This window comes from Streptomyces sp. P5F9 (assembly GCF_057961495.1).
On record NZ_JBXVPZ010000084.1, the window covers coordinates 1 to 20,725 of the forward strand.

The following is a 20,725-nucleotide window of genomic DNA, read 5'->3' on the forward strand; positions in this document are numbered from 1 at the left end:
ACTCCTTGGTGCGTTGTTCCGGCCCTCGACCCTACGTTACGTGTTGGCAGTACACGTAGCCAATCCCTTGCTTCTATTTATACCTCGCGCATTACGTTTTGTGAAGTATGTCCATCTGGTTATCTTATGGGTGGGAATCGCTCACCCATCTGGATGCTTGTAAAGCGTGACCTACAAGCGCATAATGCGAGCAAATTCGCAAGGGAGGGTATATGTCGGCACTGGAAGAAAAGCTGGCGCGGTATAAGGCGCCGTCCAGCGATACTGAACAGGATAAGCAGGAGAGAGCCGAGCGCATGGTGCGCAAGGTGGTCAACGGATGGAGCGGGTTCAACGGCATCCGCACCAGCTTCTTGCCTAAGGGGTCCTATAAGAATAATACGAACGTGCGAGCCGACAGTGATGTCGATATCGCCGTGATCCATGAGGGTTTTTACTACTACGACGATAACGCCCTGTACGACGCCGACAAGATCCATGGCTCGGTGGCCATCAAGCATTTTGATGGTCCAGGTTTCCGGTCCGAGCTTGAGAAAGCTATGCGCTATGCGTACGGGAGCGACTGCGATACGTCTGGCACTACAGCTATCGAAATTTCCGAGAACAATGGGCGTGTTAAGGCAGATGTCGTGCCGTCCTTCCGTTACCGCTACTACCATTACGACATTCTAGGCAAGGTGACCTACCGCGAGGGTACGAAGACGTGGCGTACAAACGGTGAGTGGGTCATCAATTACCCCGAGCAGCAGTATGCCAACGGTGTTGCTAAGAACGATCGCACCGGGAAACGCTACAAGCAGATGGTTCGAATCCTTAAGCGCGTTGAAAACGATCTTGTGGCGTCCGGGGAAATTGACGCGCTACCAAGCTACTTCATGGAGTGTCTTGTGTACTGCACGCCTGACGGACACTTTAGTCATGCAGGTCTGACGCCGTTGACTGATGACATCACGGCGGTAATTCGCTACATCTGGAATCAGACTAAAGCCGGTGGCTCCGCCAAGGACTGGCACGAGCCGAATGGCATCAAGCCGCTGTTCGGCCCGGGGCAGAAATGGTCCATGGATGATGGGAACAGGCTTACGCTCAAGGCGTGGCATAACTTGGGGCTAGGCTGATGGAGGGCATCAAAGTCCGTGTTGGGATCGGCATTGCTGCGCTCGTATGGTTGGCGCTCGCGCTGCTCGCCGGCCAGGGCTTCTCTCAAATACCGCTGCGTATCTATTCGATCGCTGGAACGGTTGCAGCTCTGGTCTTCGCTCTGTGGGAGCGCTTTATCTGGAAGTGGAAGCCAATTCGATATTTCACTGGCGTACCGTTGATCACCGGAACATGGCGAGGTGAGTTGGTCTCTTCTTATGTGCGTCCGAATGGAGAGCGTGTTCCACCGATTCCCACCGCCATCTATGTTTCTCAGTCAGCCTCTAAATGGACGGTTACCCTGTTCACCGGCGAGTCGAAGTCGATTTCTGAGCACGCCAAGCTCATCCACGATCCCGACGGGCGGTGGCGGCTGAGTTGGCAGTACGTCAATACGCCTCGGCCCGGCGTGCGTGACCGGAGTGAGCGACACAAGGGGGCGGCGGAGGTATACATCGGCTCACAGCCGGGCGAGGGTCTCGAAGGGGCGTATTTCACCGATCGGCGCACTGATGGCGAGGTGCGTTTTCCTGAGTGGTCGTCAGTCCGTTACGGCAGTGCTGATTCTGCGCTCGCTGCTGAAGGCTTCAACCATGCGAGTCCATTCGTGGGTGAAAAATAAGAGGAACCTGCAATCGTACGGTTCATAAATCGTTTGCGCCTGGTGTCAGAAGGAGTGATGATTCCAGTCCGAACCCTGGGGAGGTTGTTGTGTCCGTGAACGATGATGTCATCAAGGCTGGTGTAGCAAGTGACGCCAACTATATTGGTCGCTTGTTGCGAGACTCGCAGAATGTCGACCCAAGTGTAGTTAGTGTTATGTCGTTGTGCATGGCGCCCTATTTCTCATGGATCATCCATGAGGCAAAGGGCAAGCCGCAGGCCATCGCCCCTTCCGCGTTCGACGGATTCTCCGCAGATGCCGCCGAGGTAAGCGCGCGTGCGAGACACAGCCTGAAGCTCTTCGAGGACAATATGCGCGGCATCGAGGGACAGTTGGAGTTCTTCGAGAACGACATCTTGGCTAAGCACTCTGCACGCTTCCTTGGCAATACCTGGCTTCCCTTTGCTCGGCGCTGGGAGAATGACCTAGGACTCTTCACCTACGGAGGCGCACTTGTTACGACCTCCCATGCGGCTGCCTTCCACCTTGGAATTAAGCCTGAAAATCTGTTCCGTGACGATGATGGTGTGTACGTACGCGGCACCATGGAGCAGGTTGGTCGGTGCTTTTACGGGCTCGGCGCTCGAATCGACGCCCCCGGTGACGACACGTTCGTCCGTCACCTTTCAGGGAATCTCGTGAAGAGGACAGACGTGCGGGCGTCTGACTATTACCCACGTGCCTTCAACGGCAGTGCCACTGAGGCGATCAACGGCGTACTAACTGACTTCCAGGTCATGATGAATTTCATCGACAAGATGGTCACGGCCGGGGCTGACGTTCTCAACCTTGAGTACACGGTGTTCAAGATCCGATACATCACCGTGTATGCGGTGTTGCAGAGCCTCGCGCTCCTCAAGGATGACGCTCGCTATCCCCTGTCCTCAGCGTCAGCAGCAGTGATCGAAAATATCCTGGCCGCGCCCGCCGGCTGCGTTGTCACGGATGGTTCCGCGCGGCATTTCCGAAACACCTTGATGCACTACAACCTGCTGCCCAGTGCCAATACCGCGAGGGTGGACTTGAGGCAGCCGATCTTTGGGCTGGTGCCGCAATACTTTCCTGCGTACGACTTCGAAGGGCTGAGCGGGGTGGTCGACACATGCATTCAGGAGACCGCAAGCGCTTTGGATGAGTGGGCTGGGGGCGTGTAGCAGAGAAGTTGAGGGGAGGCTTCTCTTGGCGGCTCTTGCATGAGTGCAAAACCCCAGCCGACCTTTGGCCAAGCTGGGGGAGTATTGCTATCAACCATTGATCAGGGGCTTGATCGGGGCTTTCCGCGTCTGCTAGTTGTGGCGTCGGCTTGTTGAGGGGCTTCGTCTGCCGTGGCCGTCTGGCCTAGGATGCCTGCGATTGCGTTGCGTCGTTCCTGGAGTCTGCGCTCTTCGGCGTCAAGCTCGGCCATGGCTTTCTGTCGAATACTCTCGTCTTCCAATGTCCGTGCAACCCAACCTTCGAGGGCCTCTACCCCCACGTCATTGACGCTCTGCTCAGTTATGCCGCGCAGTCCCTCGATCTGTTCTCGCAGAACCGGGTCAATGCGTACGGCGAACACTACGGGTTTACGTTCTCCCTCTGGTGCTTGTGCCTCCTCTGGCATGTTTGGTGCTTGTTCACTCATTCAAATCTCCTTCTAGTTACTGGTTGGCAGGAGATAGTTATAGGCGGCTGAGCTTAAAACTTGGTGTATGGACGGCGATTGGCCCCACCCATTAAGCAATGTGTGGGGCCAATCTAGGGATTCGCGGCCGTTAGTCCCGGCCGTGAGAGTCGCGCATCCTGATACCACGCTTCCTGAGCTGATAGCGCACGGCGCAGTCGGTTACTCCCAAGCGTTCACCGACCCTGGCGAGTGACATGCCCTGTGCGTACAACCGCTCGGCTTCATCCACGTCGGTTTCCGCAAGTTTGCGCCAACGGGACTTGACCCCTTGACGCTTGAGGATGGCACTCACTGTCTTGGGGGCAATGCCGAAGTCGTCGGCGAGTTGTCGCCGGGTGGTACCAGCTTCGTACGCCTGGCACAGCTTCACGACCTGGTCGTCCTTGAGGCGCTTGGCCCTGCCCGGCTTGGGCTGTCGCTCTTGCTTCGGCAAAGGAGTGGAGAGGTCGGGTAGTGCGCCAAGGAGTGCCCGAAGTGCCTGTAGCCGGGGCTTTGTGTTCCAGTCAGCCCCTTTGTCGCCCACCGGGAAAGGCCGGTCCGCAGCAGCGGACCGGCTTTTTGTTGTGCCTGTGCGGTTATGCGGCCTCCGCCGTCAGGTTCGGGCGCAGTGGCCACGACTGGTCCACCGACTCCGGGGTGCCGCTGCGCGCGAACCACGCCTGGAGGCCGCGTGCTTGGGCCGCGTGCCATGTCGACTGCAGGGTGTGCAGCTCGGCGGGGGACAGGCGTTCCAGGCGGGTCGCGAAGCGGCGGCCCAGGGCGCGGACCACCTCCAGGGAGGCCAGCGCGTCCGCGCCCGCGTCGTGCGCGCCCTCCAACTCGACGCCGTAGTGCGCGCACAGGTCGGTGAGGGTGCGGCGGCCCTTGCGGTAGCGGTCCAGGTGTTTGTCGAGGACCCGGGGGTCCAGGACCCGCAGGGGCGTCGACTCGAACCACTGGTCCAGCGAGCACGCGCGATGCCGGCGCAGTTCGCGATCCAGCAGGGTCAGGTCGAACGGCGCGTTCATGACCACCAACGGGCGTCCCATCGCGGCCTGTTCGGCCAGCTCGCCGGCTATCTCGTGCATCACCGGCGCAGGCCAGCGGCCGGTGCGCTGAAGATGCTCATCCGTCAGTCCATGGATCGCCGTCGCCCCGGCGGGCACCGGCACCCCCGGGTTCACCAGCCACCGGACCGCCCGGGGACGGGTACCGGGGGCGTCCTGGACGACGACGGCGGCCGACACGATCCGGTCGGTCTCCACATCCACGCCCGTGGTCTCCGTGTCGAACGCGGCCAACGGGCCCTCGTACCAGCACGTCATACGTACACAACTCCTCGTTCACCCACGGCAGCTGACGTACCGTCTTCTGCCTGTTTGGTGATACCCGGGCTGTTTGCGCCGTACGCCGGAAGGACACAACAGGAGTGCGGGTCTTTGCAGTTCAGCGACCCGATCAGGCATTCAGCACAGCAACTCACCTGAACTTGGAAGGCTGTTGGCCATGGTGATAGCGCAGCCCGAGCGGGGCGGGCTGCTGCCCGAACGGACGGCACCCCATCGCGGATCGCTCGCCACCACCGCCTGCATGGAGACACTGCAGGTGGGCTATCTGCACGCCGTCGCCGCCGCGGCCGGCTGCTCGCTGTCGCAACCCTTTCCGGACAACGGCATCGACTGGCACGTCAGCCACGGCTCGCCCGGGCACACGGTGGACGACGAGGTCACGATAAAAGTGCAGCTCAAGTGCACTTACCAGATCCCGCCGAATCCGCCGGGACGTTCCTTCTCCTTCACGCTCGACAACGACCATCTGCGCAAGCTCGCCCGCACACCGGTCTCGGTGCACAAGATCCTGGTCGTGATGCTCGTCCCGCGTTCCCAGGACGACTGGCTGCGCGCCAGCCACGACCGGCTCGACCTGCGGCACTGCTGCTACTGGGTCAACCTCGCCGGACACGCGATCACCGGCAGGACCCGGACCACCGTGCGGATACCGACCTCGCGCATCTTCGACGACCGGGCGCTGTGCGAGATCATGACGCGGGTCGGGACGGGAGGCAGGCCATGAGGCACCGCTCGGTCGAGGAACACCTGCGGGCGGTACGACCGCATCCCGACGACCATGCCGCCGACGCGGCATGGGACCGCGCCCCCGAACCCGACCAGGTCGACCCCGCCGTCCTCGCCGCCCTGCTGCGCCGGCACGGCTGGCAGCGGCGCGGCGGCGCCGCCGGGCGGTACGGCCGCTGGACCCCACCCGGGCCCGGCGGCTCGGGCACCAGCCTGCTGGTCCCCGAGAGCCGGGCCTTCCCCGACAGCAACGACCTCCTCGGCGAGGCTCTCATCGCGCTCGCCCGCAGCAACACCCCCTCCGCCCGCGAGGTTCTCGTCGGCCTCGCCGTACCGAGCGACGAGATCCGCTGGTGGCGCGACATCCCGACCGGACCGGCGGGCGCCGCGTCCTGGACGGTCGAGGAGCAACTCCGCGCCGCCGCCCGCCAGATGCTGCTCGCCGCTGCACTCGCCACCCGCGCGCGTGCCGGTTACTACGGCGCCCGCCACCGCCGCCCCGCCGCGGCATCCCTGGAACACGTCCTCGTCGGCTCCGCACCCGGCGGCCGCCGGCTCACCGCGTTCGTCCCCGTCGACACCGGCCGCGCCCTCGCCGTACGCCTCCACCAGGCCCTGTACGCCACCCGCGAGGCCATCGACTACGAGCGGGCCACCGGCGGCATGGACGCCTTCGACGGAGCCGTGGAGGCAGGCGTCAGCCGGGAGTTGACCGAAGCCGTCGTCGCGCTCGTGCGCGGCACCGAGGGCGCCCGGATCGCCGTCGAGTGGGCGCCCGGCGCGGGTGTCCCCGAGGGCTGTGCCGCGCCCGCCGAGGCCGTCGAGTTCTCGCCCGGCGACCTGCCCGTGCTGCGTGCGGCCGGGGCCCGCTATCTGCGCGAGGAACCGGCCATGCCCGTGCGCATCACCGGCTCGGTGGTGCGGATGCGCCGGTCGGGGCCGCGCGGCGAGGGCACCGTACGGATGCAGGTGATCGCCGGCGCCGAGGTCGGGCACGTCCGGATGACCCTGGACGAGGAGTCGTACCGGATAGCCGGGCACGCCCACCTCGTCGGGCTGCCGGTGCGGGTGCACGGGCGGCTGGAGAGCCGGGGCGGCTTCCGTCGGCTGACCGGTGCCTCCGGGGTCGTACCCGTGCAGGTGGACGAGGCGGAGCGGGACCGGCTGATGAAGTCGCTGCAAGAGAACCTCGACTTCTTCGAGGAGGCGTGCAGCGGGGAGGACTGAGCCAGGGGAGTGAGGGCGACCGTTTCGCGGTGGGCCCCTTAGGGTCGGTACGATCCCCTATTGCGCGCGCTCACGGTATGGCGCCGCATCCACCCTGCAGTCAGGAGAGACCGGTGTCAGACGTCCGTGTGATCATCCAACGCGATTCCGAGCGGGAAGAGCGCACGGTGACGACGGGCACCACGGCCGCGGAGCTCTTCGCCGGCGAGCGCTCGATCATCGCCGCGCGCGTGGCCGGAGAGCTCAAGGACCTCGCGTACGAGGTGAAGGACGGCGAGGAGGTCGAGCCCGTCGAGATCTCCTCCACCGACGGCCTCAACATCCTGCGCCACTCCACCGCACACGTCATGGCGCAGGCCGTGCAGGAGCTCTTCCCCGAGGCCAAGCTGGGCATCGGCCCGCCGGTCAAGGACGGCTTCTACTACGACTTCGACGTCGAGCGGCCGTTCACGCCCGAGGATCTCAAGGCCATCGAGAAGAAGATGCAGGAGATCCAGAAGCGCGGCCAGCGTTTCTCGCGGCGCGTGGTGACCGACGAGGACGCCCGCGCGGAGCTGGCGAACGAGCCGTACAAGCTCGAACTCATCGGCATCAAGGGCTCCGCGTCCACGGACGACGGCGCGGACGTCGAGGTCGGCGGCGGCGAGCTGACGATCTACGACAACCTCGACGCCAAGACCGGCGACCTGTGCTGGAAGGACCTCTGCCGCGGTCCGCACCTGCCCACCACGCGCAACATCCCGGCGTTCAAGCTGATGCGCAACGCGGCCGCCTACTGGCGCGGCAGCGAGAAGAACCCCATGCTCCAGCGCATCTACGGCACCGCCTGGCCCTCCAAGGAGGAGCTGAAGGCGCACCTCGACTTCCTGGTCGAGGCCGAGAAGCGCGACCACCGCAAGCTGGGCAGCGAGCTGGACCTGTTCTCCATCCCGGAGCAGATCGGCTCGGGCCTGGCCGTCTTCCACCCCAAGGGCGGTGTCGTCCGCCGGGTCATGGAGGACTACTCGCGGCGCCGTCATGAGGAGGAGGGCTACGAGTTCGTCTACACCCCGCACGCGACGAAGGGGAAGCTCTTCGAGACGTCCGGGCACCTGGACTGGTACGCCGACGGCATGTACCCGCCCATGCAGCTCGACGAGGGCGTGGACTACTACCTCAAGCCCATGAACTGCCCGATGCACAACCTGATCTTCGACGCGCGCGGCCGCTCGTACCGTGAACTGCCGCTGCGCCTCTTCGAGTTCGGGACCGTGTACCGGTACGAGAAGTCCGGCGTCGTGCACGGTCTGACCCGCGCGCGCGGCTTCACGCAGGACGACGCGCACATCTACTGCACGCGCGAGCAGATGGCCGACGAGCTCGACAAGACGCTCACCTTCGTCCTCAACCTGCTGCGGGACTACGGCCTGACGGACTTCTACCTGGAGCTCTCCACCAAGGACCCGGAGAAGTTCGTCGGCTCGGACGAGGTCTGGGAAGAGGCCACCGAGACGCTGCGCCAGGTCGCCGAGAAGCAGGGGCTGCCGCTGGTGCCCGACCCGGGCGGTGCCGCCTTCTACGGGCCGAAGATCTCCGTCCAGACGAAGGACGCGATCGGCCGGACCTGGCAGATGTCCACCGTCCAGCTGGACTTCAACCTGCCGGAGCGGTTCGACCTGGAGTACACGGGTCCTGACGGTTCCAAGCAGCGGCCGGTCATGATCCACCGGGCGCTGTTCGGGTCCATCGAGCGGTTCTTCGCGGTGCTGCTTGAGCACTACGCGGGGGCGTTCCCGGCGTGGCTGGCGCCGGTGCAGGCGGTCGGTATCCCGATCGGGGACGGGCACGTCGAGTACCTGGAGAAGTTCGCCGTGGCGGCGAAGAAGAAGGGGCTGCGCGTCGAGGTCGACTCGTCCTCGGACCGGATGCAGAAGAAGATCCGCAACGCGCAGAAGCAGAAGGTCCCGTTCATGGTCATCGTCGGCGACGAGGACATGAACGCCGGCACGGTGTCCTTCCGTTACCGCGACGGCTCGCAGGAGAACGGCATCGCGTTCGACGACGCCATCGCGAAGATCGAGCAGGTCGTGGCGGACCGGGCGCAGGTCTGAGTCTGCTTGTAGTTCGGGAGGCCCTCGGGAAGTTCAGATCCCCGGGGGCCTCTCGTCGTCCTCCCGTGTGAAGACCTGGAGCAGCCAGGAGGCGAAGGTTCCGGTGACTGCGCCGAGCAGGGCCAGGCCGATGGCCATCATGCCTACGGCGATCAGGCGGCCGAGCGCGGTGACGGGGGCCACGTCGCCGTAGCCGACGGTCGCGAAGGTCGCGCAGGTCCACCACACGGCGTCGCCGAAGGTCCTTATCGTCGCGCCCGGGGCCGCGTGTTCCTCGTGGTAGACGGAGAGGGCGCCGGCGAAGCCCAGCAGGACGGTGGACAGGCCGGCGTAGACGATCACGCGCGCGTGCAGGGCGAGTCGGGGCTGCCCGTGCCGTCGCTGGACGGCCTCGTAGACCCTGACGACGCGCAGCGGTCGCAGCAGGGGCAGGAGCAGGACCAGGGTGTCCAGCCAGTGCGTGCGGACGAAGCGCAGCCGCTGGCCGCTCAGTCGCCAGCGGACCGCGTAGTCGACGGCGAAGAGCGCCCAGGCTGCGAACAGCACGGCGAGGCAGAGGTCCTGCCAGATGTCCGGCAGGCCGTGGGCCAGGATGCGCACCGCGTACGTGGCGAGGAAGACCAGGGACGCCACCGCGAGGGGGATCTCCGTGCGCTGCTCCCAGCGGGCCTTGCGGCTGTCGTCGTCCATCGGCCCAGCTTGGCGCGGGAGGGGTTTCGCGCAACCCCGGCGACACGCCGCGAACGGGCGAAGCCATATGCTTCCCTGCATGACGAGTGAGCCGGAGCAGCAGATCGGAGTGGGCACGCCGGACGCGTTCCAGCGCCTCTGGACGCCCCACCGGATGGCCTACATCCAGGGCGAGAACAAGCCGACCGGCCCCGGTGCCGACGACGGTTGCCCCTTCTGCTCGATTCCGGCCAAATCGGACGAGGACGGGCTGATCGTCAGGCGCGGTGAGCTGATGTACGGGGTGCTCAATCTGTACCCGTACAACGGCGGCCATCTGATGGTCGTGCCCTACCGCCACGTCGCGGACTACACCGACCTGACGGACGCGGAGACCGTGGAGCTGGCCGCGCTCACCAAGCAGGCGATGACGGCCCTGCGAACCGCGTCAGGCGCGCACGGCTTCAACATCGGCATGAACCAGGGGAGCGTGGCGGGCGCGGGTATCGCCGCCCACCTGCACCAGCACATCGTCCCGCGCTGGGGCGGCGACACGAACTTCATGCCGGTGGTCGGCCATACGAAGGTGCTGCCTCAACTCCTCGCGGACACACGGAAGATGCTGGCGGAGGCGTGGCCCACGGCTTGAATCTCGGGCCGTCATCAACCAGCCCGTCCGGCGTTTGAGGACGAGGCCGTTCAGGCCGACAGCGGGGGTCTGGGGGCGCAGCCCCCAGAGGCCGGCCCCGACGGACCCGCACGTGACCCGCTCAACCGCCGGAGGCCTACGCGTCGTACAGGTCCGCTTTCCTCGGCGACGCGTCCTGCACGTTCGTGCTGAGGAACGACGAGCGGTTGCCGAACTTCTCCGTGTCCACGCCGTTCTCGTCCAGGACGCGGATCGCCGCGGCGTGGACCACGCGCAGGACCGGTGTCGCGGCGCGCAGCGCGTCGTCCGCCATGAAGCGGTGCCGCCAGGGCTGGTCGGCCCAGGCGTGCCGCAGGCCGAACGGCTCGGGCAGGGATATGGAACCGCCGAGCCAGTTCAGCAGCGGCGGGTACCAGGTGATCGGGGCGCGGACGGCGAGGCGTACGACCTCGTCGGCGGGGACGAGCGGGAGCTTGACCTTGCGGGTCTCCCACGGCTTGAGGGTCTTCTGGACGTCCTTCGTGGGGGCCTCGGGCTTGCCGGTGAACAGTGAGTTCACGGGTCCCAGGGCATGCCCGGTGATCTCGATGCGCAGCGTCTTGTGCAGCACGGTGACCGTGATCATCATGGTGATGACCAACTGCCCTTCCCAGAGCGTCCATTGGACGCCCAGATAGTGGCGGTCGCCGGCGCCGAACTGCTGCTTGTTGCAGATGTCCTGTATCGCGTGCGTCTTGACCTGGTACGCGTCGACGTCCGTGCCCTCGGGCCGGGACACGGCCTTGGCGCCCTCGCCGATCGGCGTGACGACCCAGTGGCGTATGGACGCCTTCGGGAAGCCGCCGGTGTTGATCGTGTTCCGCTCCAGCATGCGCAGGTCGTCGTGGATGTTGCGGATGACGTCCCAGCTGCGGAAGGGGTGGATCTCCCGGTCGGCGTCCCGCGCGATCAGGTCCTCGGCGAGCTGCCAGCTGCCCCAGCGGGTGCCCATGCCGAGGATGCCCTTGGGCCCCGCGTAGAAGATGGAGTTGGACTGCTGCTCGGCGCTGAGCTTGGCCAGGGACTGGCGGAGCTGCTCGGCCTGCGTCTCGCCGGGGCTGGTGGGCACCGCCTCGGGGACCTTGGCGCCGACGCTGCTGCCGGACAGCAGACTGTCCCAGCGCCCGCGCAGATCCTTCGCGGTGTTCTCGCAGACCTGCTTGGCCCACAGCCAGCCGACCACGGGCAGGATGACGCACGCGCGTGCGTACCAGGACCAGAAGCCGTGGAACGGCATCTTGATCAGGAAGATCACGGCGACGGCGCCCACCGCGACGAGCAGGGTCGTGGCGATCGCGCCGGCCCTCTTGTTCGCCTGGGTGCGCTTGTCGACCAGGCTGCGCAGCTGGAAGACCAGCAGCCAGACGACGAGCCCGGGCAGGAAGAGCAGGCCGCACAGCACCATGATCATGGACAGCCTGTTGTCCCGCGCGCGGCGGATGTTGTTGGCCGCGAGGGCGTGCTCGACGACGGACTGCGGTTCCGTGCCGAACGACTGGATGAGCGGCTTGCGTCCGGGGCCGAGCATGCGGGCCACCAGGGCGCCGGAGAACGCCTCACCGAGGTTGGGGCGGAAGATCGTCGCCCACTTGCGGCCCTCGTTGACGGCCGTCTGGTGCCATTCGTTGTCGGCCTTCTTGATGTCGGCCACCGGGTTGTCCCGGTAGGCCGCCGAGGCCAGCGCGAAGGTCGCCGTCTGCCCCTCGTCGCCGGTACGCGGCACCTGTGGTCCGAAGATGTCCGCGTAACCGCTGTCAACGGTCATTCCCGCCCCCGATCGCCGCTGTTCCCGCTTCTGCGGCTTTCCCGACTTCCGTGCTCCGCACACCTGTTGATCAGGTCATCAGCGTATCGGCCATCACTGACATCCGTCGGCGGACAGCCGAAGCCGCCCGCCAAACCGGAAGTGATCGTTCCTTTTAGGTCACTTGCGGGTCGCCGCACGCCACAAGTGAGACCCTCCGCATCAACTCCTAGGCGTCGCCCGCCTCTTCGCGGATCCGTTCGGCGATCTGCGGAGGCATCGGTTCGTGGCGGGCGTAGGCGCGGTTGAAGCGCGCGGTGCCGTGCGAGAGGGAGCGGAGGTCGACGGCGTAGCGGCCGATCTCTATCTCCGGAACCTCGGCGCGGATCAGTGTGCGTCCGCCTGTCGTCTGCTCGGTGCCCAGGACCCGGCCCCGCCGCCCGGAGAGGTCGCTCATCACCGCGCCCACGTAGTCGTCGCCGACCAGCACGGTCACCTCGGCCACCGGTTCCAGGAGATGGATCTTCGCGTCGACCGCGGCCTCCCGCAGGGCGAGCGCCCCGGCTGTCTGAAACGCTGCGTCCGAGGAGTCCACCGAGTGCGCCTTGCCGTCCAGGAGCGTGATCCGTACGTCGAGAAGCGGATGCCCGGCCGCAACTCCCCTCGCTGCCTGGGCCCTTACGCCCTTCTCCACCGACGGGATGAACTGCCGCGGCACCGCGCCGCCGATGACCTTGTCCACGAACTCGATGCCCGTGCCGCCCGGCAGCGGTTCGACCTCGATCTCGCAGATCGCGAACTGCCCGTGCCCGCCGGACTGTTTGACGTGCCGGCCGCGCCCCTGCGCCTTGGCGGCGAACGTCTCCCGTAGGGAGACCTTGTGCGGCACGAGGTCGACCTGGACGCCGTAGCGGCTGCGCAGCCGTTCCAGGGCGACGTCCGCGTGGGCCTCGCCGAGGCACCACAGGACGACCTGGTGGGTGTCCTGGTTCTGTTCCAGACGCATGGTGGGGTCCTCGGCGACGAGCCTGCTCAGGCCCTGCGAGAGCTTGTCCTCGTCGGCCTTGCTGTGCGCCTGGATGGCGAGCGGCAGCAGCGGGTCGGGCATCTCCCACGGCTCCATGAGCAGCGGGTCGTCCTTGGCCGAAAGGGTGTCCCCGGTCTCCGCGCGGCCCAGCTTCGCCACGCACGCGAGGTCGCCCGCGATGCAGTGCGTGAGCGCCCGCTGCTGTTTGCCGAAGGGGGCGGAGAGGGCGCCGACGCGTTCGTCGACGTCGTGGTCCTCGTGCCCGCGGTCGGCGAGCCCGTGCCCGGAGACATGGACGGTCGCGTCGGGCCGCAGTGTCCCGGAGAAGACGCGCACCAGGGAGACCCGGCCGACGTACGGGTCGGAGGCGGTCTTCACGACCTCGGCGACCAACGGCCCGTCCGGGTCGCACGGCGTGAGCTCCCGCGCCCTGCCGTCGACCGTGGTGACCCCGGGTGCCGCGCGCTCCAGCGGGGTCGGGAAGCCGCCTGTGATCAGCTCCAGGAGCTCGACGGTGCCGAGACCCTGCCGGGCTCCCTCGGCGGCCGGAGCGGCCGCCAGAACCGGGAAGAAGACCCCGCGCGCGACGGCCCGCTCCAGGTCGCCGATCAGCGTCTTGACGTCGATCTCCTCGCCGCCGAGATAGCGGTCCATGAGGGTCTCGTCCTCGCTCTCCGCGATGATCCCCTCGATGAGCCGGTTGCGGGCCTCCTCGATCCGCGGCAGCTGGTCCGGCCCGGGCTCGGACTCCTTGCGCTCCCCGGACGCGTAGTCGAACACCTTCTGCGACAGCAGCCCGACCAGACCGGTCACGGGCGCGTGCCCGTCCGACCCCGGCGCGCCACGCAGCGGCAGATACAGGGGGAGTACGGCGTCCGGGTCGTCCGCGCCGAAGGCCTCCGCGCAGTTCCGGGTCATCGACTCGAAGTCCGCGCGCGCGGACTCCAGATGCGTGATGACGATGGCGCGCGGCATGCCGACCGCCGCGCACTCCTCCCACACCATGCGGGTCGAGCCGTCCACGCCGTCGGAGGCCGAGACGACGAAGAGGGCCGCGTCCGCCGCGCGCAGACCGGCCCTCAACTCGCCGACGAAATCGGCGTACCCGGGGGTGTCGAGAAGATTGACCTTGAACCCGTCCCAGTCGACGGGCACCAGGGAGAGCTGTACCGAGCGCTGCTGCCGGTGCTCGATCTCGTCGTAGTCGGAGACGGTGCCGCCGTCCTCCACGCGGCCCGCCCTGTTCACCGCCCCCGCGGTCAGCGCGAGGGCCTCCACCAGAGTCGTCTTGCCCGATCCGGTGTGGCCGACCAGCACCACATTCCGTACGGACGCGGGGTGGTCGGCCGCTGTAGCCCTGCCGGCGGCTCCGGGGTGTGCGTTCGCCTTGTCGCCCATGGCCTTGCCTCCCGTACACGGTGAGGTCACTCTGGGCGCGGACACACGCAGCCGCGTGCGGTGGCGGCTCCGATGACGCCCGCGGTCCTTCGAGCTTTCCACTCCCGTCACGGTGCGTCCATACACCGGACGCGATCCGGTCGTGACACCGATGGCATCGCCTCGTGCCGCAGCCATTCAAAAACATGGGCACGCGGGTGCCCGGCCGTCACCCACGCGCGCGCGTGGCTACGATGGGCCAGCCGGTGGCCAGCAGGGGCCGCGCGGCGAAACCGACCCTCGGGAAGGCCATGCTGAACAAGTACGCGCGTGCATTCTTCACGCGTGTCCTCACGCCGTTCGCCGCGTTTCTGATCCGCCGGGGCGTCAGCCCCGACACGGTCACCCTCCTCGGCACCGCCGGAGTGGTCGCGGGCGCGCTGGTCTTCTACCCCATGGGCGAGTTCTTCTGGGGCACGGTCGTGATCACGCTGTTCGTGTTCTCCGACCTCGTCGACGGCAACATGGCCCGCCAGCTGGGCCGCTCCAGCCGCTGGGGCGCCTTCCTGGACTCCACGCTCGACCGGGTCGCCGACAGCGCGGTCTTCGGCGGCCTGGCCCTCTGGTACGCGGGCGGCGGCGACAACATCGCCCTGTGCGCCGTCTCGATCTTCTGCCTGGCCAGCGGCCAGGTGGTGTCGTACACCAAGGCGCGCGGCGAGTCGATCGGCCTGCCGGTCGCCGTCAACGGTCTGGTCGAGCGGGCCGAGCGACTGGTGATCTCACTCGTGGCGTGCGGCCTCGCCGGACTGCACAAGTTCGGCGTCCCGGGCATCCAGTGGCTGCTGCCCATCGCGCTGTGGATCGTCGCCGTCGGCAGCCTGGTCACGCTGATCCAGCGCGTCGTCACGGTCCGCCGGGAAGCCGCCGAGGCAGACGCCACGGCGGCCCAGGAGGCGACGGAACAGCACAGCAGCGGGGCGACTCCGTGACCAGCGCCCAGGACCGGCTGACGGACGCGCTGTACGGCGTCGGCTGGAGCGCGGTCAAGAAGCTCCCCGAGCCGGTCGCCGTCCGGCTCGGCCGCACCGTCGCCGACGTCGCCTGGAAGCGACGTGGCAAGGGCGTGCAGCGGCTGGAGAGCAACTACGCGCGCGTGGTGCCCGACGCGAGCCCCGAGCGGCTCGCCGAGCTCTCGCGCGCGGGCATGCGGTCGTACCTGCGCTACTGGATGGAGTCCTTCCGGCTCCCCGCCTGGAGCGCCGAGCGCGTGAAGGCCGGCTTCGAGCCCAAGGACGTCCACCACCTGACCGACGGCATCGCCGCCGGCCGCGGTGTCATCCTCGCGCTGCCCCACATGGCCAACTGGGACCTCGCCGGCGCCTGGGTCACCTCCAAGCTGGAGACGCCGTTCACCACGGTGGCCGAACGCCTCAAGCCGGAGACGCTCTACGACCGCTTCGTCGCCTACCGCGAGGGCCTCGGCATGGAGGTACTCCCGCACAGCGGCGGCACCGCCTTCGGCACCCTGGCCCGGCGACTGCGCGACGGCGGCCTGGTCTGCCTGGTCGCCGAACGCGACCTGTCCGCCTCAGGCGTCGAGGTCAAGTTCTTCGGCGAGACCACCAGGATGCCCGCGGGACCGGCGCTCCTCGCCCAGCAGACGGGCGCGCTCCTGCTCCCCGTGACGCTCTGGTACGACGACTCTCCGGTCATGAAGGGCCGGGTCCATCCGCCGGTCGAGGTGCCCGAGTCAGGTGACCGGGCCGAGAAGACGTCTGTCATCACACAGGCGCTGGCAGACGCTTTCGCCACCGGCATCGCCGACCACCCGGAGGACTGGCACATGCTCCAGCGCTTGTGGCTCGCGGATCTCGACCCCAGCAAGGGGCCCTCGTGAAGATCGGCATCGTCTGCCCCTACTCCTGGGACGTGCCGGGCGGCGTCCAGTTCCACATCAGGGACCTCGCCGAGTACTTCATCCGGCTCGGCCACGAGGTGTCGGTCCTGGCCCCGGCCGATGACGACACCCCGCTGCCGCCGTACGTCGTCTCGGCCGGCCGCGCGGTCCCGGTGCCGTACAACGGCTCGGTGGCCCGGCTGAACTTCGGCTTCCTGTCCGCCGCCCGGGTCCGACGCTGGCTGCACGACGGCGAGTTCGACGTCATCCACATCCACGAGCCGACCTCGCCGTCGCTGGGCCTCCTGGCCTGCTGGGCGGCCTCGGGCCCGATCGTCGCCACCTTCCACACCTCCAACCCGCGCTCCCGGGCGATGATCGCCGCGTACGCGATCCTCCAGGCCGCGCTGGAGAAGATCAGCGCGCGGATCGCCGTGAGCGAGTACGCCCGCCGCACGCTCGTCGAGCACCTGGGCGGGGACGCGGTCGTCATCCCGAACGGCGTCGACGTCGACTTCTTCGCCCGAGCCGAACCCAAACCCGAGTGGCAAGGCGAGACGATCGGCTTCATAGGGCGCATCGACGAGCCCCGCAAGGGCCTCCCGGTGCTGATGAACGCCCTCCCGAAGATCCTCGCCGGACGCCCGGACGCCCGACTCCTGGTCGCCGGCCGCGGTGACGAGGAGGAGGCCGTCGAATCGCTCCCCGAGGAACTGCGCTCACGCGTCGAGTTCCTCGGCATGATCAGCGACGACGACAAAGCCCGCTTCCTGCGCAGCATCGACCTCTACGTCGCCCCCAACACCGGCGGCGAGAGCTTCGGCATCATCCTTGTAGAGGCCATGTCGGCAGGCGCCCCGGTCCTCGCCTCCGACCTCCCCGCCTTCGCCCAGGTCCTCGACCAGGGCGTCGCCGGCGAACTGTTCCCCAACGAGGACCCCGACGCACTCGCCGAGGCGGCCGTACGGCTCCTGGGCGACCCCGCCCGACTGGCGGAGCTGCGGCGGAGCGGGAGCTCCCATGTACGGCGGTTCGACTGGTCGACGGTCGGGGCGGACATCCTGTCGGTGTACGAGACGGTGACGGCGGGCGCGGCAGCGGTGGCGACGGACGAACGGACGGGATTGCGGGCGAGGTTCGGGCTGGCGCGGGACTGAGGACCGGCAACTTCTCGATGCGGGCCGGTATATCCAGCCCGTCCGGCGTTTGAGGACGAGGCCGTCCAGGCCGAAGCGGGGGCGTGGGGGCGGCAGTCCCCGCAACGCCCACACCAAGACTCCGCACGATGCCCGGCCAACCCCAGTGGAACGGCCCGGTAACCTTGCCGCCCGTGACCGCAACCCTGATCTGGATCCTCGTCGCCGTCGTGGCGATCGGCCTGTACCTGAGCTGGACCGCGGGACGGCTCGACCGGCTGCACGTCCGGATCGACGCGGCCCGCGCGGCACTCGACGCCCAACTGCTGCGCCGCGCCTCGGTGACCCAGGAACTGGCCACCTCCGGCGTCCTCGACCCGGCCGCCTCGATCGTCCTCTACGAAGCCGCGCACGCCGCCCGGCAGGCCGAGGAGGAGCAACGGGAGGTCGCCGAGAGCGAGTTGAGCCAGGCCCTGCGCGCCGTCTTCGCGGAGGCCCCGCAGGTCGAGGGCGTCCGCGAGGCACCCGGGGGAGAGGCGGCGGCCCACGAACTCACCGAGGCGGTACGGCGGGTGCCCATGGCCCGGCGCTTCCACAACGACTCCGTACGCGCGGCCCGCGCCCTGCGCCGGCACCGCAAGGTCCGCTGGTTCCGGCTGGCCGGACACGCGCCCTTCCCGATGGCCTTCGAGATGGACGACGAGCCACCGGCTGCGCTGGTGGACCGGGCCGCGTAGAGGAAAGCGGTACAGCACGGCCGTAGAACACAGCCGTAGAAGACCGCCGTAGGGCACAGCGGTTCGAAAACGATCCACCGGCTGTTCATTGGCCCTTGCTGTGGCCTGCATCTCTGGCGTTTCCTCGGTAGCGCAGCAACCCTCTTTCACCGAGTGAGGTCACCCCGTGTCCAGCACCCCCAGCTCCGCCCAGACTCCCGAGACCGGCACCGCGCGCGTGAAGCGCGGCATGGCCGAGCAGCTCAAGGGCGGTGTGATCATGGACGTGGTCAACGCCGAGCAGGCGAAGATCGCCGAGGACGCCGGTGCCGTGGCCGTCATGGCACTGGAGCGGGTCCCCGCCGACATCCGCAAGGACGGCGGCGTGGCCCGGATGTCCGACCCGACGATGATCGAGGAGATCATCGAGGCGGTCTCCATCCCGGTCATGGCCAAGTCCCGCATCGGCCACTTCGTCGAGGCCCAGGTCCTGCAGTCCCTCGGCGTCGACTACATCGACGAGTCCGAGGTCCTCACCCCGGCCGACGAGGTCAACCACTCCGACAAGTGGGCCTTCACGACCCCCTTCGTCTGCGGTGCCACGAACCTGGGCGAGGCCCTGCGCCGCATCGCCGAGGGCGCCGCGATGATCCGCTCCAAGGGCGAGGCCGGCACCGGCAACGTCGTCGAGGCGGTCCGCCACCTGCGCCAGATCAAGAACGAGATCGCCAAGCTGCGCGGCTTCGACAACAACGAGCTGTACGCCGCCGCCAAGGAGCTGCGCGCCCCGTACGAGATCGTCCGCGAGGTCGCCGAGCTCGGCAAGCTCCCGGTCGTGCTGTTCTCCGCCGGTGGCGTCGCCACCCCCGCCGACGCCGCGCTGATGCGCCAGCTCGGCGCCGAGGGCGTCTTCGTCGGCTCGGGCATCTTCAAGTCCGGCGACCCGGCCAAGCGCGCCGCCGCCATCGTGAAGGCGACCACCTTCTACGACGACCCGAAGATCATCGCGGACGCGTCCCGCAACCTCGGCGAGGCCATGGTCGGCATCAACTGCGACACCCTCCCCGAGACCGAGCGCTACGCCAACCGCGGCTGGTAACCACCCATGGCGGATGTGTCTTCAGCCCCTGTCATCGGCGTCCTGGCCCTCCAGGGCGACGTCCGGGAGCACCTGATAGCCCTGGCCGCGGCCGACGCCGTGGCCAGGCAGGTCAGGCGCCCCGAGGAACTCGCCGAGGTGGACGGTCTCGTCATCCCCGGGGGTGAGTCGACCACCATCTCCAAGCTGGCCGTCCTCTTCGGGGTGATGGATCCGTTGCGTGCACGCGTGCGTGCCGGAATGCCTGTCTACGGCACCTGCGCCGGCCTGATCATGCTCGCCGACAAGATCCTCGACCCGCGCTCGGGCCAGGAGACGATCGGCGGCATCGACATGATCGTGCGCCGCAACGCCTTCGGACGTCAGAACGAGTCCTTCGAAGCAGCTGTCGACGTCCGGGGCATTGAGGGCGATCCTGTGGAGGGCGTCTTCATCCGCGCCCCCTGGGTCGAGTCCGTCGGTGCCGAGACCGAGGTCCTCGCCGAACACGAGGGCCACATCGTCGCGGTTCGCCAGGGCAACGCGCTCGCCACGTCGTTCCACCCGGAACTGACCGGCGACCACCGCGTGCACTCCCTGTTCGTCGACATGGTGCGCGCGAACCTGGCTCCGGGGTCCTAGTAGGATCTCTGGGGTTCGTAAAGAGTTGGGTTACGCGAAGGAGACAGGCAGATGTCCGGCCACTCTAAATGGGCTACGACGAAGCACAAGAAGGCCGTGATCGATGCCAAGCGCGGCAAGCTCTTCGCGAAGATGATCAAGAACATCGAGGTCGCGGCCCGTACCGGTGGTGCCGATGTGTCCGGCAACCCGACGCTGTTCGACGCCATCCAGAAGGCCAAGAAGAGCTCGGTCCCGAACAAGAACATCGACTCCGCGGTCAAGCGCGGTGCCGGTCTCGAAGCCGGTGGCGCCGACTACGAGACGATCATGTACGAGGGTTACGGCCCGAACGGTGTCGCGGTGCTCATCGAGTGCCTCACCGACAACCGCAACCGCGCCGCCTCGGACGTGCGTGTCGCCATGACCCGCAACGGCGGGAACATGGCCGACCCCGGCTCCGTCTCGTACCTCTTCAACCGCAAGGGTGTCGTCGTCGTCCCCAAGGGCGAGCTGTCCGAGGACGACGTCCTGGGTGCCGTGCTCGACGCGGGCGCCGAGGAGGTCAACGACCTCGGCGAGTCCTTCGAGGTGATCTCCGAGGCCACCGACCTGGTCGCGGTCCGCACCGCACTCCAGGACGCCGGCATCGACTACGACTCCGCCGACGCCAACTTCGTCCCGACCATGCAGGTCGAGCTCGACGAGGACGGCGCCCGCAAGATCTTCAAGCTGATCGACGCCCTGGAGGACAGCGACGACGTGCAGAACGTCTTCGCCAACTTCGACGTCAGCGACGAGGTCATGGAGAAGGTCGACGCGTAGCGCTGCCGCGAGCTGAGCGGGATTTCGGCGGGCCGACGGGACACGTCCCGTCGGCCCGCCGCCGTTGTCGGTGGCAGCGGATAGCCTGGCGGAAGTCAAAGATCAC

20 protein-coding genes are annotated in these 20,725 nt (G+C 67.4%); 14 read left to right on the top strand and 6 right to left on the bottom strand.

Annotated elements, in window-relative coordinates:
* Positions 1–212 precede the first annotated feature (212 nt).
* The 3 genes from AC31A1_RS16400 to AC31A1_RS16410 all read left to right on the top strand — a co-directional run bounded on the left by AC31A1_RS16400 (position 213) and on the right by AC31A1_RS16410 (position 2,958).
* Complete coding sequence (locus AC31A1_RS16400) at positions 213–1,118, top strand: nucleotidyltransferase-like protein (protein ID WP_489654021.1); 906 nt, start codon at positions 213–215, stop codon at positions 1,116–1,118.
* A complete protein-coding gene (locus tag AC31A1_RS16405; protein ID WP_489654022.1) occupies positions 1,118–1,762 on the top strand; it encodes a Cap15 family cyclic dinucleotide receptor domain-containing protein in 645 nt (214 codons plus the stop codon). The genes AC31A1_RS16400 and AC31A1_RS16405 overlap by 1 nt, the downstream gene beginning before the upstream one ends.
* A 95-nt stretch (positions 1,763–1,857) precedes the next feature.
* On the top strand, positions 1,858–2,958 hold the full coding sequence (locus AC31A1_RS16410) for a hypothetical protein (RefSeq protein WP_489654023.1): 1,101 nt from the start codon (positions 1,858–1,860) through the stop codon (positions 2,956–2,958).
* A gap of 101 nt (positions 2,959–3,059) precedes the next feature.
* Here AC31A1_RS16410 and AC31A1_RS16415 read toward each other — a convergent pair whose 3' ends face one another.
* The 3 genes from AC31A1_RS16415 to AC31A1_RS16425 form a co-directional block, all read right to left on the bottom strand.
* A complete protein-coding gene (locus AC31A1_RS16415; RefSeq protein ID WP_489654024.1) occupies positions 3,060–3,425 on the bottom strand; it encodes a hypothetical protein in 366 nt (121 codons plus the stop codon).
* A gap of 130 nt (positions 3,426–3,555) precedes the next feature.
* On the bottom strand, positions 3,556–3,837 hold the full coding sequence (locus tag AC31A1_RS16420) for a hypothetical protein (protein WP_489654025.1): 282 nt from the start codon (positions 3,835–3,837) through the stop codon (positions 3,556–3,558).
* A gap of 205 nt (positions 3,838–4,042) precedes the next feature.
* Complete coding sequence (locus AC31A1_RS16425; protein ID WP_489654026.1) at positions 4,043–4,771, bottom strand: 3'-5' exonuclease; 729 nt, start codon at positions 4,769–4,771, stop codon at positions 4,043–4,045.
* Between the two features lie 181 nt (positions 4,772–4,952).
* On the opposite strand from AC31A1_RS16425, the gene AC31A1_RS16430 reads away from it, so the two are divergent.
* From AC31A1_RS16430 to thrS, 3 genes are all read left to right on the top strand, one after another.
* Positions 4,953–5,519, top strand: coding sequence for a DUF4365 domain-containing protein (locus AC31A1_RS16430; RefSeq protein ID WP_200689140.1), 567 nt, complete (start codon positions 4,953–4,955; stop codon positions 5,517–5,519).
* Positions 5,516–6,748 (top strand): hypothetical protein, encoded by a 1,233-nt coding sequence (locus AC31A1_RS16435; protein WP_489654027.1) that lies wholly within the window; start codon positions 5,516–5,518, stop codon positions 6,746–6,748. Before AC31A1_RS16430 ends, AC31A1_RS16435 begins: the two co-directional genes overlap by 4 nt.
* Before the next feature lie 113 nt (positions 6,749–6,861).
* Complete coding sequence (thrS, locus tag AC31A1_RS16440) at positions 6,862–8,838, top strand: threonine--tRNA ligase (RefSeq protein WP_489654028.1); 1,977 nt, start codon at positions 6,862–6,864, stop codon at positions 8,836–8,838.
* A gap of 33 nt (positions 8,839–8,871) precedes the next feature.
* On the opposite strand, the gene AC31A1_RS16445 is transcribed toward thrS, so the two are convergent.
* The gene (locus AC31A1_RS16445) at positions 8,872–9,528 is read right to left on the bottom strand and encodes a potassium channel family protein (protein WP_489654029.1); all 657 of its coding nucleotides are present in this window, start codon (positions 9,526–9,528) and stop codon (positions 8,872–8,874) included.
* A 67-nt stretch (positions 9,529–9,595) separates the two neighbouring features.
* On the opposite strand from AC31A1_RS16445, the gene AC31A1_RS16450 reads away from it, so the two are divergent.
* Complete coding sequence (locus AC31A1_RS16450; RefSeq protein ID WP_489654030.1) at positions 9,596–10,156, top strand: HIT family protein; 561 nt, start codon at positions 9,596–9,598, stop codon at positions 10,154–10,156.
* A 136-nt stretch (positions 10,157–10,292) separates the two neighbouring features.
* Here AC31A1_RS16450 and AC31A1_RS16455 read toward each other — a convergent pair whose 3' ends face one another.
* Entirely contained in the window at positions 10,293–11,960 is a 1,668-nt protein-coding gene (locus AC31A1_RS16455) for a hypothetical protein (protein WP_489654031.1), read from the bottom strand.
* A gap of 208 nt (positions 11,961–12,168) precedes the next feature.
* On the bottom strand, positions 12,169–14,364 hold the full coding sequence (locus tag AC31A1_RS16460) for an elongation factor G-like protein EF-G2 (RefSeq protein ID WP_489654032.1): 2,196 nt from the start codon (positions 14,362–14,364) through the stop codon (positions 12,169–12,171).
* A 233-nt stretch (positions 14,365–14,597) separates the two neighbouring features.
* On the opposite strand from AC31A1_RS16460, the gene pgsA reads away from it, so the two are divergent.
* The 7 genes from pgsA to AC31A1_RS16495 all read left to right on the top strand — a co-directional run bounded on the left by pgsA (position 14,598) and on the right by AC31A1_RS16495 (position 20,619).
* Complete coding sequence (gene pgsA / locus AC31A1_RS16465; protein WP_393763824.1) at positions 14,598–15,335, top strand: phosphatidylinositol phosphate synthase; 738 nt, start codon at positions 14,598–14,600, stop codon at positions 15,333–15,335.
* A complete protein-coding gene (locus AC31A1_RS16470) occupies positions 15,332–16,243 on the top strand; it encodes a phosphatidylinositol mannoside acyltransferase (protein WP_489654033.1) in 912 nt (303 codons plus the stop codon). Before pgsA ends, AC31A1_RS16470 begins: the two co-directional genes overlap by 4 nt.
* Complete coding sequence (locus AC31A1_RS16475) at positions 16,240–17,400, top strand: glycosyltransferase family 4 protein (protein WP_489654034.1); 1,161 nt, start codon at positions 16,240–16,242, stop codon at positions 17,398–17,400. The genes AC31A1_RS16470 and AC31A1_RS16475 overlap by 4 nt, the downstream gene beginning before the upstream one ends.
* Positions 17,401–17,573: 173 nt before the next feature.
* Positions 17,574–18,116 (top strand): hypothetical protein, encoded by a 543-nt coding sequence (locus tag AC31A1_RS16480; RefSeq protein WP_489654035.1) that lies wholly within the window; start codon positions 17,574–17,576, stop codon positions 18,114–18,116.
* Positions 18,117–18,282: 166 nt separating this feature from the next.
* Positions 18,283–19,194: a pyridoxal 5'-phosphate synthase lyase subunit PdxS gene (pdxS, locus tag AC31A1_RS16485; RefSeq protein WP_200686525.1), complete on the top strand. Its 912-nt coding sequence runs from the start codon at positions 18,283–18,285 to the stop codon at positions 19,192–19,194.
* A 15-nt stretch (positions 19,195–19,209) separates the two neighbouring features.
* Complete coding sequence (gene pdxT, locus AC31A1_RS16490) at positions 19,210–19,815, top strand: pyridoxal 5'-phosphate synthase glutaminase subunit PdxT (protein WP_393043163.1); 606 nt, start codon at positions 19,210–19,212, stop codon at positions 19,813–19,815.
* 51 nt (positions 19,816–19,866) lie between these two features.
* Positions 19,867–20,619, top strand: a complete 753-nt coding sequence (locus AC31A1_RS16495) for a YebC/PmpR family DNA-binding transcriptional regulator (RefSeq protein WP_352180401.1) — start codon at positions 19,867–19,869, stop codon at positions 20,617–20,619.
* Positions 20,620–20,725: the final 106 nt, after the last annotated feature.